Source organism: Pseudomonas batumici, from assembly GCF_000820515.1.
In the GTDB taxonomy this organism is placed as follows: Bacteria; Pseudomonadota; Gammaproteobacteria; order Pseudomonadales; family Pseudomonadaceae; genus Aquipseudomonas; species Aquipseudomonas batumici.
The window spans coordinates 21,147-35,400 of the sequence record NZ_JXDG01000055.1 but is presented as its reverse complement, the minus strand read 5'-3'; the positions used below and the strand labels follow the sequence as shown (position 1 = coordinate 35,400).

10 protein-coding genes are annotated in these 14,254 nt (G+C 61.3%); 7 read left to right on the top strand and 3 right to left on the bottom strand.

Annotated features, from left to right (window positions below):
• Window positions 1-647: ribonucleotide-diphosphate reductase subunit beta (locus UCMB321_RS20245; RefSeq protein ID WP_040070206.1), on the bottom strand; the 647-nt coding region annotated here is incomplete at its 3' end.
• A gap of 441 nt (window positions 648-1,088) precedes the next feature.
• The gene (locus tag UCMB321_RS20240) at window positions 1,089-1,352 is read right to left on the bottom strand and encodes a DUF2790 domain-containing protein (RefSeq protein WP_040070205.1); all 264 of its coding nucleotides are present in this window, start codon (window positions 1,350-1,352) and stop codon (window positions 1,089-1,091) included.
• A 413-nt stretch (window positions 1,353-1,765) separates the two neighbouring features.
• Between UCMB321_RS20240 and acs the strand changes: the two genes are divergently transcribed.
• The 7 genes from acs to argR all read left to right on the top strand — a co-directional run bounded on the left by acs (window position 1,766) and on the right by argR (window position 9,103).
• Window positions 1,766-3,721, top strand: a complete 1,956-nt coding sequence (gene acs, locus UCMB321_RS20235) for an acetate--CoA ligase (protein ID WP_040070204.1) — start codon at window positions 1,766-1,768, stop codon at window positions 3,719-3,721.
• 122 nt (window positions 3,722-3,843) lie between these two features.
• On the top strand, window positions 3,844-4,245 hold the full coding sequence (locus UCMB321_RS30275) for an NUDIX hydrolase (protein ID WP_084615117.1): 402 nt from the start codon (window positions 3,844-3,846) through the stop codon (window positions 4,243-4,245).
• Between the two features lie 599 nt (window positions 4,246-4,844).
• Complete coding sequence (locus tag UCMB321_RS20225) at window positions 4,845-5,621, top strand: ABC transporter substrate-binding protein (protein ID WP_040070202.1); 777 nt, start codon at window positions 4,845-4,847, stop codon at window positions 5,619-5,621.
• Window positions 5,622-5,712: 91 nt separating this feature from the next.
• A complete protein-coding gene (locus UCMB321_RS20220; RefSeq protein WP_040070201.1) occupies window positions 5,713-6,402 on the top strand; it encodes an ABC transporter permease in 690 nt (229 codons plus the stop codon).
• Entirely contained in the window at window positions 6,399-7,097 is a 699-nt protein-coding gene (locus UCMB321_RS20215; RefSeq protein ID WP_040070200.1) for an ABC transporter permease, read from the top strand. The genes UCMB321_RS20220 and UCMB321_RS20215 overlap by 4 nt, the downstream gene beginning before the upstream one ends.
• Window positions 7,098-7,220: 123 nt before the next feature.
• Window positions 7,221-7,985, top strand: a complete 765-nt coding sequence (locus tag UCMB321_RS20210) for an ABC transporter ATP-binding protein (RefSeq protein ID WP_040070199.1) — start codon at window positions 7,221-7,223, stop codon at window positions 7,983-7,985.
• A 125-nt stretch (window positions 7,986-8,110) separates the two neighbouring features.
• Window positions 8,111-9,103: a transcriptional regulator ArgR gene (argR, locus tag UCMB321_RS20205; protein ID WP_040070198.1), complete on the top strand. Its 993-nt coding sequence runs from the start codon at window positions 8,111-8,113 to the stop codon at window positions 9,101-9,103.
• Window positions 9,104-9,106: 3 nt separating this feature from the next.
• On the opposite strand, the gene UCMB321_RS20200 is transcribed toward argR, so the two are convergent.
• A complete protein-coding gene (locus UCMB321_RS20200) occupies window positions 9,107-14,065 on the bottom strand; it encodes a dermonecrotic toxin domain-containing protein (protein WP_040070197.1) in 4,959 nt (1,652 codons plus the stop codon).
• Window positions 14,066-14,254 lie beyond the last annotated feature (189 nt).

Here is a 14,254-nt window from a genome sequence, read left to right as displayed (position 1 = left end):
GGAATCTCGTGGTACATGTTGAAGATCTCGCCTTCATCCATGGCCAGCGATTCGATGCAGTACTGGTAGGCGTGGGTGTGGATCGCCTCTTCGAAGGCCTGGCGCAGGATGTACTGGCGGCACTCGGGGTTGGTGATCAGGCGGTACACGGCCAGCACCAGGTTGTTCGCCACCAGGGAGTCGGCGGTGGAGAAGAAGCCCAGGTTGCGCATGACGATGCGGCGTTCGTCGTCGGTCAGGCCTTCCGGGTTTTTCCAGAGGGCGATGTCGGCGGTCATGTTGACTTCTTGCGGCATCCAGTGGTTCGCGCAGCCGTCGAGGTACTTCTGCCAGGCCCAGTCGTACTTGAACGGCACGAGCTGGTTGAGGTCGGCGCGGCAGTTGATCATGCGCTTTTCATCGACGGCGACACGGGCCGAGGCGCCTTCGAGTTCGGCCAGGCCTTCGGCGACGTCGAGGGCGTCGAGCGCGGCCTTGGCGCGGGCGATGGCGGCCGAGTCGGAAGCGGTCACGGCACGGGCTTCCAGGGCCGCGGCGCCACCAGCACTGTCGAGGCGGTCCAGGTTGGCTTCGGTGGCGTGGCCGGCGTTGGCGCCCTTGACGGCCACCTCGCCTTCTTCTTTGTCGAATTCGTCCCAGCTCAGCATGACGTGTCGTCTCCTGCGTGAGGGCCAGATGCCCGTGTGAAAAACATTGATGGTTGGGTGGTCACACGACCAGTGGCCGCTTTGGATCTAAAGGATATGTTGCTTGCAGCAGCGGTTCGTGCACGCAAAAACATGAATAGGTACGGGATGACCCCGTGTCGTCGCCGAGAGAGGGCGCCGGGCCTTCCCCTGGGGCCTGCAAGAGGCTGAATCGACGAGGGTTTTCAGCTCGATTCGACGCTTTTTCAGGCGCGAATAGAGTCTGACAGTATAAGGTTTTTGTCCGGGTGTTTCAGCCAGTTTTTACCGTCGTGAGGGTAAAGATCCGAGCAGGGGGCGGGCAGGTCGTGACGGCGGAGGGGGGAACGGAGGGAAACACCTTTGCCGCAAGAAGCGCTTCTTGCGGCGGGTGATTTTACAATGCTGGCTCAGGCCGGGGTTTCAACCATGGGAGCAACCGTTACCCATGACGCGGTATTCCATGGTATGCCGGACGCCTTGCGAATCTTCATAGACCATGCGTGCCGGGACAACTTCGCAAACATCCGGAGTTTCACTCATGGAGATAACTTTCTGAATATCCGGGTGGGAACTGTAAGTGTACTGTTCCACCGGAGCAGTCTTGCTGGCAACGTCGGTTGGAATCTCGTCAGCCATGGCGGTTGCACACAGGCTGCTGAGGGCCAGAACGACTAGAGCTTTCATCTCGATTCACCTTTTTCGGGTCGTAAGGGGTCACGTAGCCCTTGTGAGGCTACGTGTGACGCGGTCTTGATTTGAATTCGAATTAACGGCCTTCGTGGGGGCTGTCGCTAAGTTAATTCGCTGCCTTAGTTGGCGGAGTGGATGTTAAGAGTCTACAAAACATTCATATAGAGGGGGTTTTGATAAAGACTATTGACAAAACCTGTAACAATCGTCAAAAAACGTCGCCGAAGCCCGGTTTTCGAGCTATTTTCAGTCCGCCGGAAATCGCTACAGCCCCCGTGTTTTAAGCCCTGCGGCACTTGATACGAGGTTGTGCAGGGGCTTGTTACTACCATCGTCGAATGGTTCCATGGCGCAGGCCCGGCTAAAACAGGGCCATAAAACAACAACTACCCACCGAGGTAAGAAAGATGAGTGCGGCTTCCCTGTACCCCGTTCGTCCTGAGGTCCTGGCGACTACGCTGACCGACGAGGCGACCTACAAGGCGATGTACCAGCAGTCGGTCGTCAACCCAGACGGCTTCTGGCGCGAACAAGCCAAGCGCCTCGACTGGATCAAGCCTTTCACCACGGTGAAACAGACCTCCTTCGACGATCACCATGTCGATATCAAGTGGTTTGCCGACGGCACCCTGAACGTTTCCTACAACTGCCTGGACCGCCATCTGGCCGAGCGCGGTGACCAGGTCGCGATCATCTGGGAAGGCGACGATCCCGCCGATTCACGCAACATCACTTACCGCGAGCTGCACGAGCAGGTCTGCAAGTTCGCCAACGCCCTGCGTGGCCAGGACGTGCACCGTGGCGACGTGGTGACCATCTATATGCCGATGATCCCCGAGGCCGTGGTCGCCATGCTGGCCTGCGCCCGCATCGGCGCGATCCACTCGGTGGTGTTCGGTGGTTTCTCGCCGGAAGCCCTGGCCGGTCGCATCATTGACTGCCGCTCCAAAGTGGTGATCACCGCCGACGAAGGCCTGCGTGCCGGCAAGAAGATCCCGCTCAAGGCCAATGTCGACGACGCCCTGACCAACCCGGAAACCCACAGCATCCAGAAAGTCATCGTGTGCAAGCGCACCGGCGGCGATATCAAGTGGAACCAGCATCGTGACATCTGGTTCGAAGACCTGATGAAGGTGGCCGGCAGTGTCTGTGCGCCGAAGGAGATGGGCGCCGAAGAAGCGCTGTTCATCCTCTATACCTCCGGCTCCACCGGCAAGCCCAAGGGCGTGCAGCACACCACCGGCGGTTACCTGCTGTATGCGGCGCTGACTCACGAGCGGGTGTTCGACTACCGTCCGGGTGAAGTCTACTGGTGCACCGCCGACGTCGGCTGGGTCACCGGCCACACCTACATTGTCTACGGCCCGCTGGCCAACGGCGCAACCACCGTGCTGTTCGAAGGCGTGCCGAACTATCCGGACATCACCCGGGTGGCGAAGGTCGTCGACAAGCACAAGGTCAACATCCTCTACACCGCACCGACCGCGATCCGCGCCATGATGGCCCAGGGCACGGCGGCCGTCGAAGGCGCCGATGGCAGCAGCCTGCGCCTGCTGGGTTCGGTGGGCGAGCCGATCAACCCGGAAGCCTGGGACTGGTACTACAGGAATGTCGGCAAGTCGCGCTGCCCGATCGTCGATACCTGGTGGCAGACCGAGACCGGCGGCAACATGATGAGCCCGCTGCCGGGCGCCCATGCGCTCAAGCCGGGTTCGGCGACGCGGCCGTTCTTCGGCGTGGTGCCGGCGCTGGTGGACAACCTGGGCAACATCATCGAGGGCGCCGCCGAAGGCAACCTGGTGATCCTCGATTCGTGGCCGGGCCAGGCGCGGACCTTGTACGGCGATCATGATCGCTTCGTCGACACCTACTTCAAGACCTTCCGTGGCATGTACTTCACCGGTGACGGTGCGCGCCGCGACGAGGATGGCTACTACTGGATCACCGGGCGTGTGGATGACGTGCTCAACGTGTCCGGCCACCGCATGGGCACCGCCGAGATCGAGAGCGCCATGGTCGCCCACCCGAAAGTCGCCGAGGCGGCGGTGGTGGGAGTGCCGCACGATATCAAGGGGCAGGGCATCTATGTCTATGTCACCCTCAACAGTGGCGAGGAGCCCAGCGAGGCACTGCGCCTGGAGTTGAAGAACTGGGTGCGCAAGGAGATCGGGCCGATTGCCTCGCCGGATGTCATCCAGTGGGCGCCGGGTCTGCCGAAGACCCGTTCGGGGAAAATCATGCGGCGTATCCTGCGCAAGATCGCCACGGCGGAGTACGACGGCCTGGGGGATATCTCCACCCTGGCGGATCCGGGCGTGGTGCAGCATCTGATCGATACCCACAAGACCATGAGCGTCGCGTAACCGCCGTTCCAGGTTGACCGAGCCCCGTCCGGCGGTAGCGCCGGGCGGGGCTTTTCATTCCGGGACCGCACACCTCGCATGAAAACGTTAACAATCTCTTTTTCATCAGCTAAGACTTACCAATGACTCAATCAATCCACATCGCTGCTGCCCTATTGATCGACCCTTGCGGCAAGACCCTCTTGGTACGCAAACGCAACACTACGGCTTTTATGCAGCCTGGGGGCAAGATCGAACCCGGCGAATTGGCGGTAAATGCCTTGGCTCGGGAGCTGGATGAAGAAATAGGCGTACAAATCGATACTGCCCAAGCGCATTTTTTGGGCATGTTCAGGGCTCCAGCGGCTAACGAACCGGGTTTCGAGGTGCGCTGTGAGTTGTTTCAAATTTCGATAGATGTCCCTGTCAATGCCGCGGCTGAGATAGAAGAGGCGGTTTGGGTCGACCGCCACAGCTACGCGCAATTGCAATTGGCACCGTTGACTCTGGATCATGTCATGCCGATCTATTTGAGCCTTCGTTAGAGCCGTTTGGGCCTGCAAATCCGACTCCTGCTCGATGTGCGCTCGCGCGGCGTTCCCCTTGCGGGGTAGGAGCAGCCGGTCGACTCTACTACAGAGAGGCTGAAGGCCATGTCTCTGAAGGAAGTGAGATAAATATCGGTTTTTGCTGTGAATTCCTCCGTCTGTTACCGGTTGTTCAGCAGGTAACCAATTGTGTCACCTGGCGCCCGGGCACGGGGCAAAGGGAAACGCCGGTGCCCGTTTTCAGCCCGAATCCGGGGCCGCGAAAATCTCATCGAACGCCGTGCTTGCCGGAATAGAAGGCTTTGCCAATAATAGGCCCGCTATTTGCAGGATAGATCGGTTATCCCTTCTTTCGCCCTTGCACAAAGCTCAAGGGTTGTCAATGTGTCTGAGACGCTTTCTCGGCGCTTCTGTAATTAGTTGTCGCATTGAGGAAATATCGGCTTCGGACCTGTCGTTAGAATGCCGATCACTCGCTTGTCGTGGCGCGCGCTGAACGTGTTCGTCGCCGACCCTTGCGCGAAGACTGCTTTCCCATCCGCATATTGGGCTGTTGCTCACTCTGCCGTTTTGCCCTTGACCGATGGAGTTCTAAGATGAAGAAACTCGTGCTTCTTGGCGCCCTGGCGCTGTCCGTGCTGTCGCTGCCGACATTCGCCGATGAAAAGCCACTGAAAATTGGTATTGAAGCCGCTTACCCTCCGTTCGCTTCCAAGGCGCCGGACGGCAGCATCGTCGGCTTCGACTACGACATCGGCAACGCCCTGTGCGCCGAGATGAAGGTCAAGTGCGTCTGGGTCGAGCAGGAGTTCGACGGCCTGATCCCGGCCCTCAAGGTCCGCAAGATCGACGCCATCCTGTCGTCCATGTCGATCACCGACGATCGCAAGAAATCGGTCGATTTCACCAACAAGTACTACAACACCCCGGCTCGCCTGGTGATGAAGGAAGGCACCGTTGTCAGTGACAACCTGTCGGAACTCAAGGGCAAGAAGATCGGCGTTCAACGCGGTTCGATCCACAACCGCTTCGCTGAAGAAGTCCTCAAGCCGCTGGGCGCCGAAATCAAGCCTTACGGTTCGCAGAACGAGATCTACCTGGACGTGGCCGCCGGTCGCCTCGACGGCACCGTGGCGGACGCCACCCTGCTGCAGGACGGTTTCCTGAAGACCGACTCCGGCAAGGGTTTCGCGTTCGTCGGTCCGCAATTCACCGACGAGAAATACTTCGGTGACGGTATCGGCATCGCCGTGCGCAAAGGCGACAAGGCCGAGCTGGACAAGATCAACGCCGCCATCGTCGCGATTCGCGCCAATGGCACGTACAAGCAGATCGAGGACAAGTACTTCGACTTCGATATCTACGGCAAGTAATACGCCGCAGCGACAAGTCCGAAATGGCGCAAGCAGCAGGAGCTCTGAGGTTTGCGCCATTTTTTCATCCCTAATTTCGAGGACCTGAATCATGTTGAAAGGCTACGGGGCTGTCATCCTCGATGGCGTTTGGCTGACGCTTCAGCTCGCCTTGTCGTCCATGGCCCTGGCCATTGTTCTGGGTCTGATCGGGGTGGCCTTGCGTCTGTCGCCGGTGCGCTGGCTGGCCCGGTTGGGCGACCTGTATGCCACGGTCATCCGCGGGATTCCCGACCTGGTGCTGATCCTGCTGATCTTCTACGGTGGCCAGGACCTGCTCAACCGGGTCGCGCCGTTGCTCGGTCATGACGATTACATCGATCTCAACCCGCTGGTCGCCGGTATCGGCACCCTGGGGTTCATTTTCGGTGCCTACCTGTCGGAAACCTTTCGCGGGGCCTTCATGGCCATTCCCAAGGGGCAGGCCGAGGCCGGCATGGCCTACGGCATGAGCAGCCTGCAGGTGTTTTTCCGGGTGCTGGTGCCGCAGATGGTTCGCCTGGCGATTCCCGGCTTCACCAACAACTGGCTGGTCCTGACCAAGGCCACCGCGCTGATTTCCGTGGTCGGTCTGCAAGACATGATGTTCAAGGCCAAGCAGGCGGCGGATGCCACCCGCGAGCCTTTCACCTTCTTCCTCGCAGTGGCGGCGATGTACCTGGTGATCACCAGTGTCTCGTTGCTGGCATTGCGTCACCTTGAGAAGCGCTACTCGGTAGGCGTAAGGGCGGCTGATCTATGATCTTCGACTACAACGTCATCTGGGAAGCCTTGCCGCTGTACCTCGGCGGCTTGCTGACCACCCTGAAACTGCTGGCCTTGTCGCTGCTGTTCGGTCTTTTGGCGGCGTTGCCGCTGGGGCTGATGCGGGTCTCCAAGCAGCCGGCGGTGAACATGGCCGCCTGGCTCTACACCTACGTGATCCGTGGCACGCCGATGCTGGTGCAGCTGTTCCTGATCTACTACGGCCTGGCCCAGTTCGAGGCGGTGCGCGAGAGTTTCCTCTGGCCCTGGCTGTCGAGCGCGACCTTCTGTGCCTGCCTGGCCTTTGCCATCAACACCAGCGCCTACACCGCCGAAATCATCGCCGGCAGCCTCAAGGCCACGCCCAATGGCGAAATCGAGGCGGCCAAGGCCATGGGCATGTCGCGCTACAAGATGTACCGCCGCATCCTGCTGCCGTCGGCTCTGCGCCGGGCGTTGCCGCAGTACAGCAACGAAGTGATCATGATGCTGCAGACCACCAGTCTGGCGTCCATCGTGACCCTGATCGACATCACCGGTGCCGCCCGTACCGTCAATGCCCAGTATTACCTGCCGTTCGAGGCCTACATCACCGCGGGCGTGTTCTACCTGTGCCTGACCTTCATCCTGGTGCGCCTGTTCAAGCAGGCCGAGGGCCGCTGGCTGAGCTATCTGGCGCCGAGGAAGCACTGACCATGGAACGGCTGCGTTACGCCCAACCCACGATCGGGCTGGCCAAGGTGGCGGGGCGCGTGCCGCGTCGCCACACCGGCTCGCTCAGCGACTGACCTGACTGTTTTTGTGAGAACCGACCGCATGTACAAGCTTGAAGTCCAAGACCTGCATAAACGCTATGGCAGTCACGAAGTGCTCAAGGGCGTGTCCCTGGAAGCCGCCGCTGGCGATGTGATCAGCATCATCGGCTCCAGTGGCTCCGGCAAAAGTACTTTCCTGCGCTGCATCAACCTGCTGGAACAGCCCCATGCCGGGCGTATCCTGCTCAACAATGAAGAGCTGAAGCTGGTGGCCAACAAGGACGGCGCGATGAAAGCCGCCGACCCGAAACAGTTGCAGCGCATGCGCTCGCGGCTGTCGATGGTGTTCCAGCATTTCAACCTGTGGTCGCACATGACCGCGCTGGAAAACATCATCGAGGCACCGGTGCACGTCCTCGGCGTGTCGAAGAAAGAGGCGCTGGAAAAGGCCGAGCACTACCTGGCGAAAGTCGGCGTGGCGCATCGCAAGGATGCCTACCCGGGTCATATGTCCGGTGGCGAGCAGCAGCGCGTGGCGATTGCCCGGGCGCTGGCGATGGAGCCGGAAGTGATGCTGTTCGACGAACCGACCTCGGCACTGGACCCCGAACTGGTGGGCGACGTGTTGAAGGTGATGCAGGCCCTGGCCCAGGAAGGCCGGACCATGGTGGTGGTGACCCACGAGATGGGCTTTGCCCGTGAAGTCTCCAACCAACTGGTGTTTTTGCATAAAGGCGTGGTGGAAGAGCGCGGTAATCCGCGCGAAGTGCTGGTCAATCCACAGTCCGAGCGCCTGCAGCAATTCCTCTCGGGCAGTTTGAAATAGTCGTCGTTTTTTATGCTGCCGTTGTGCACCCAAAATAGGTCATGCTGCGCGTCGTGCGCGGCGTGGTCTACCTTGAGTGGGCTGCCCTCGGCTTTTCACTCTGTTCTGTTTTCGGATTGCCTGCCATGACTGCCCATCGAATCGGTTTCCTGATTTGGCCCAGCACCCAAGCCTTGACGCTGGCGCTGGCCGAGGAGGCCTTGCGTGTCGCACAGCGGGTGCATCCGGAAGTGGTCTACGAATTGTCCTTCCTGCAGGCCGAGGCGCCCGCCGAGGTCGCGGCCGCCGGCACCTGGCAGCTGCCGGGCGAGCCCTGGATCGGCAAGCTGGAAGGTTTCCAGAAGCTCTTCCTGCTGGCGGATGAGCCGCCCACCGGTCTGACACCGGCCTTGAGCAGTGCCCTCAAGCAACTGGTTCGCGCCGGTTGCGTGGTGGCCGGTTTGTCTGCCGGGGTGTACCCGCTGGCCCAACTGGGTTTGCTCGACGGTTACCGTGCGGCGGTGCACTGGCGCTGGCAGGATGATTTCGCCGAACGTTTTCCCAAGGTGATCGCCACCAGTCATCTGTTCGACTGGGACCGTGATCGCCTGACCGCCTGTGGCGGCATGTCCGTGCTGGACCTGTTGCTGGCGGTACTCGCCCGTGACCATGGTGCCGAGTTGGCTGGCGCGGTGTCCGAAGAGTTGGTGGTCGAGCGTATCCGCGAAGGCGGCGAGCGCCAGCGCATTCCCTTGCAGAACCGACTTGGCTCCAGCCATCCGAAGCTGACCCAGGCCGTGCTGCTGATGGAGGCCAATATCGAGGAGCCGCTGACCACCGACGAGATCGCCCAGCATGTCTGTGTGTCGCGGCGTCAGTTGGAGCGCATCTTCAAGCAGTACCTCAACCGCGTGCCGAGCCAGTATTACCTGGAGCTGCGCCTGAACAAGGCGCGGCAGATGCTGATGCAGACCAGCAAGTCGATCATCCAGATCGGTCTGTCCTGCGGTTTCTCCTCGGGGCCGCATTTCTCCAGCGCCTACCGCAATTTCTTCGGCGCCACGCCGCGCGAAGATCGCAACCAGCGGCGCAGCAGCAGCCCGTTCGAGTTGTCGTCGGTGCCTTCGGAACGCGGCTAAGGCTTATTCTTCGCGGGGCGTGGGCGGCGTTATGGGTGATGCCACTGGCGGGACACTGCCGCCATTGTCGCTTTCGCTCTCGTCGCCGCTGCTCACATCGTCACCGATCAGGATTCTGACCTGCTGTACGCCGTCGTTCAGCTCTCTGTAGCTGCGGACTCTTTGCAGGCTGGCCTCCGTCAATGGGTTGTTCCTGAAGTCATAGGTCACCGGTTGCGAGGTCGGTACCTCGAACAGGCTTTCCGGTATGTCGCTGATCTGGTTGTCGCGCAAGTCGGCAATCCCCAGCACACGTAGTCCGAACAACCCCTCGGGTGTCTGTTGGATACCGCTGTCGCTCAGGTCGAGCACTCTCAGGTCCGTCATCCGTGCGACGTTCGGTGTCAGCAGTATGCCCTCGGCTCGCAGCGTGCCCGATTGCAGCGGATTGCCGGACAGGTCCAGCATGTGCAAACCGGTCATGTCCGCGAGCTGTCGGTGTGAGGTTGCGCTCAGTCGGATCCGGCCGTAGGGCAGTTCCAGGTTTCTCAAGTGCGGCATGTCGAAAATCGCGGCGGGGAAGTCCCGGTCCATAAAGCTGGAGGCATACAGCACGCGTAGATGGGGGAAGCTGTGGAGGAAGCTGTCGAGTCCGTAGCTGGCACCGTAACCGTGGATTTCCAGGCGGGCGAGATGGCTGAAATCCGCTGAGAGCGCGGGCAGTCTGCCGGTGAATCGCTGGGTGAAGGTGAAGCTATACAACTGTGTGCCGTCTGGCAGCATTTCTTCGCTCTGGCGCTGCCAACTCCGTTGCAGCTCTTGGGCAAAGTCATCTCGGTTCAGACTTTCCAGCGCCAACTCGACCGGGCTCAGCGGTGCCTGCGTTTGCGGGTGAAGCGCGGGGATATCGCTGGTCCAGGCCTGTAGATCGGCTTGCAGCTGGCGGTATTGGGCTTCCAGTCGGCTCAACTGGCTCAAGGACTCCTCGAGGATTCGCGGTTGGGCCCGAATGAAGCTCTCCAGCTGTTCGCCATTCAGGCCCGGATAGAGCGCCTGGATGCGTGTTCGCTCGACCTGGGACTGAACGCCGAGTGAGTGGCCGGTTCTGCGGTAATAGTCCCGGGCGAGTTGCAGGCTGGACTCGGACAGTGGATTGCCGTTCAGGTCCAGGCCGGAGCCGAGGTTACCGGAAACCTCATTGAGCGTCTGCGGCAGGTCGCTGATGGCATTGTCGCTGAGCAGGGCGGCTTCCAATCGCGGCAGTTCGAACAGGCCATCGGGAATCGCGTTGATCCCGGTGTGGCTCAGGTCGATGATCTCCAGTGCCTGCAGTTGACGCAGGTCGGGGGGCAGGCCGAGAGGGTTGTGGCTCAGGTCGAGAATCTCCAGGGTCTGCACGCCGGAGAGTGCTCGGGTCGTCTGGGCTGTCAGGCGCAGGTTGCAGTTGATCAGGCTCAATTCGGTCAGGCGCCCTCGTGTGATCGATTCGGGCAGGCTGTCGAGTTGGAAGCCGCGTATGGAGAGCCGGCGCAGGTCGGGAAAGCGCTCCATGAACCGGGCCAATTCCCGGGCCGGGGTGTCGGCTGCCAGGTTCAGGTAGCGGACGTGGTTGAAGTCGACCGACAGTTCGGGCAATTCGCCCAGCAAGCCATTGACGCTGAGGGTGTAGCCGTGCTCCTCGGGATTGTTGGAGTAGAACAGGTCGGGTTCACGGCGCCAGCAACGCCGGATGGCTTCGGCGAACTGGGCGCGGGTGCGTTGTTGGTTGAGGCGCTGCATCAGGCTCAAGCGTTCCCCGCTGACCGGGTGAGTGGGGGAGGTGATGAATGACCAGAGCTCCAACTCCTCCGTCAGTCGTTCGTACTCCTGCTCCAGCCGCCGCAGTTCATCGAAGACCCGCATACTGCCCAGGCTGCCGATAAATTGCCGGATCTGCTCATCGGAAAAGCTCGGAAACAGCCGGGCTACGCGATCCTCGAGGGCCCAGCGACTGCCCGCCTGCGGCGCTCCACGGCCGCTGAGCTGATAACCGGGCCGCCTCTTGGCCAGGGCCATGGGTGAGTGTTCGCTGGGGATGGGCGGTGGCATTTCGAGTATCTGGCGGAGTGCGTCGGGCCCGGGCAGGGGGCTGTTCTGCACGGCTTGTCGGAGTTGTGCGCCCTGCTTGGGGCTGGGGTAACCCAGTTCGCGGCGCTGGGTGTCGGGCAGGGCATGCAGCAGCGAAGCGTAGAGATCATCGGAGTCGTGCAGCTCCTGGTCCAGGGCATCGCGGGTCTGATACAGGTCGTTTTCCTTGATCAGCACTTTGCAGATCGGCGCGTCGGCGCTACCGATGCTATCGAGCAACGGTCCGGTTGACGATTGCGTGTGCACCTCGATACGCACTTGCGTGGACCAGCCGGGGAGGCGTTGCACACTGTGCAGCATGAGCTTTTCGCTGTCGGCATTGCCGCTTGAGCTCAGGTACAGCCCCTCGCGGGCGCGGGCCAGGCGCACCTGCTGGCGATACAGCGCGGCTTCGTCGGTGATGCCCGGGGCGATTTCGGCGGACTCGCGCAAGGCTTGCAGTTGTGCACCGCTGGCGTGTTCGGCGAGTTCTTCGAGCACGACCACGGGCAGGTCGGGAAACGCTGTTTGCAGCACGCCCACCGAGGGATCGCGTGACTGGGTGCGAAACCGGTATTGCGATTCGAACAGCGCTTTGCGGCGCAGGTGCGCATGTCGGGCGATTTGCTTGCGAAAGTTCAGCAGCCGCGTTTCCGGCTTTTCGGCCGGGGTGGCGAAACTCTGGCTTTCCCCCAGCAGTGCGCGGATATCGCTTTCCTCCAGGTCGGGCGAGTTCAGTAGGGTCTTGAGCAGATCGCCGTCGTGCAAGGGGTCGAGCGGGATGACCACCGGTTGCCCCTGGGCTGTGCCGGTGCGGGCGGTCTCCATGATCACCCGCCCCTGGTTGTCCACCAACCGCAGCGCCCTGGGTTGCGATTGCCAGAGGTCCAGCAGAATCTGCTCCTGCATGCTTTCGTCAGGTGCGGCCTCGCCGCGGGCCATCTGCTCGATGAAACGCTGGATATCGCGGTCGAGGCGAAAGCGCAGCAGGCTATCCTTGAGTAGTGCGGGGGGCCGCTGACTGTCGAAATGCACCCGGCGCAGCAGGGCTTCGTCGGTGTCGCTGACCGCCATGATCCGCGCGGCGTCGATGTCGGAAAAGGCTTCGCCGGCCAGACCCAGGCGGTGCATCAGTTGCGGGCCTTGCCACTGCAAGGGGTTCTCCAGTTCGTGAAACCAGGCACCGGCACCGTTATGCCTGAAGCCGGGCGAGTATTGGCCGGGTCTGTTCGGGTGCTTGATCCGGCCGCGATTGCCCTGCGGGTTCAGTTCGGCTTCATAGAACCTGTCGTCCTGTTTGAGGTATTGGCGGCCGTTGATTTCATACAGGCCGCTGGCGTTCGGTTGCAGGCTCTCGGGCCGTGCCGGTGATTGTTCGTAGGGTGTCAGGTCCGGTTTCCACAGGGTGCTTTCACCCGTGGGCAGGGTCACCTGTTTCAACTCCTTGACCAGTCCGGCCCCGGCGAATCGGTGGGCGACCACGCTGATGCCGCCAATCAGCGCCAGGTTCAGGGTGACGCCGATCAGGCCTTTGAGGGCTTGTTCGCGCTCGTCGTGATGCCAGTCTTCGATACCGTTGTAGATGGCGCTGATCATCTGCGCGCCGGCCACCGCCAGCATGGCCTCGCCCAGCCCGGGGACGAACAGGGCGGCGACGTTCAGCAGGTTCAGGCCGATGTTCGCCAGCGATTGCAGGTGGTCGCGCTGGTCCTGGCGGTCGATAGTGGCCACCGGCACGGCGCTGAAGTTGCCATCGTCCAGCAGCTTGACCAGGTGCTGGGTATGGAGTTCACGGAGTGGCTGGCCGATCAGCGGGAAACGTTTGAGTTGCAGATCGGTCGCCGTGCCCGAGGTGCGAAGGCTGCGTTCGAGGGCGCTGAAAAAAGCCGCTTGGGTGCGCAGGTTGATGTAGCGGCTGAAGAAGCTCCGGTAGTCGCTGCTGCCCAGGCGGCGGCCCAACTCCTCTTCGAACGCGTCGAAGCTGGCGTATTGCTTGAGGGCCTGGTCCGGATCACCGCTCAGATAGACGATACAAGGGCGGTTGCGCGCGGCCAGGGTGTCCTGGTGCTCAATCAGCAAGGCGCCTTTGAGGGTGACACCGGTCGAGCTGCTGAGGGGCGTCTTGAAGTTGAACATCTGCAATTCACTGCAGCTCACCGGCCTGCCATCCCAGTGGGGCAAGGGCCCCTTTTGACTGACGGCGTTCAGAAAGTCGTGGGTCGAGGCGCTGATATGGCCTTTCATCAGGGCGATATGGGCCTGGGTAACCAGTTCGTGTTTTTCACTGAGTTCATACTGATCGCGAAAGTTGTTGTCAGCCTCACCCGAGGGCTTCTTCGGCAGCAGCACCGCCTCCATATGGCGGTCGTACTGACCACCGATATCCAGCTCTCGGCATAGCTCGACGAACGCCCGCGGCGTGAAGGCTTGAATGGGTAGGGTCTGCCTGTCGTTGAGCCTTCGGTACAGACGCGATTCGTTGTAAAACACCGGGTTCTCATGCCGGGGCGTGACGAAGTTCTTCAGGGCGGCCTCAAGCAGGCTCATGTCGACGACGGACACCTTGCGCGGTGTCGAGAGGGTGGCGGCGGTGATCAGCCGTACGCAGGTGATTCGGTCGTGTTGCCGATCCAGTTGGTGTCCGAAGCGGGTTCTCAGGGCGTTGGAAAGGATCGGCACGGCAAAGGCCTCGAGGCCCTGCAAACCTTGCAGGTGCTCGGCGACCCGGGTCTTGTGGGTGTGGGTCAGCAACAGGCTGTCGCCATAGCTCTGGCGCAGGGACTGGGGGGCGTCGGTCAGCCAGTTCGGCAGTTTGCTTTTGATCAGTTCGAAATTGTCGGGGTAATGCGTGGGCGTGGTCGCGGTGGGCGTCGGCATGGCGCGGTTTCTCGTGTGGCGGGTAAAGCTGCGAGGCTATCCAGCGCCCGGGGACAGCCGTGCCTAAATAGATACCAAAACCGCGGCCAGCGTTTAAACTGCGCCTTTGCGACGCAATTTGTCGCATTGCCGACAACCTCGGCGAAACCCGGTTTGGCGCTATAAGAAGTTGTCGCTTGGCGGCAAGGC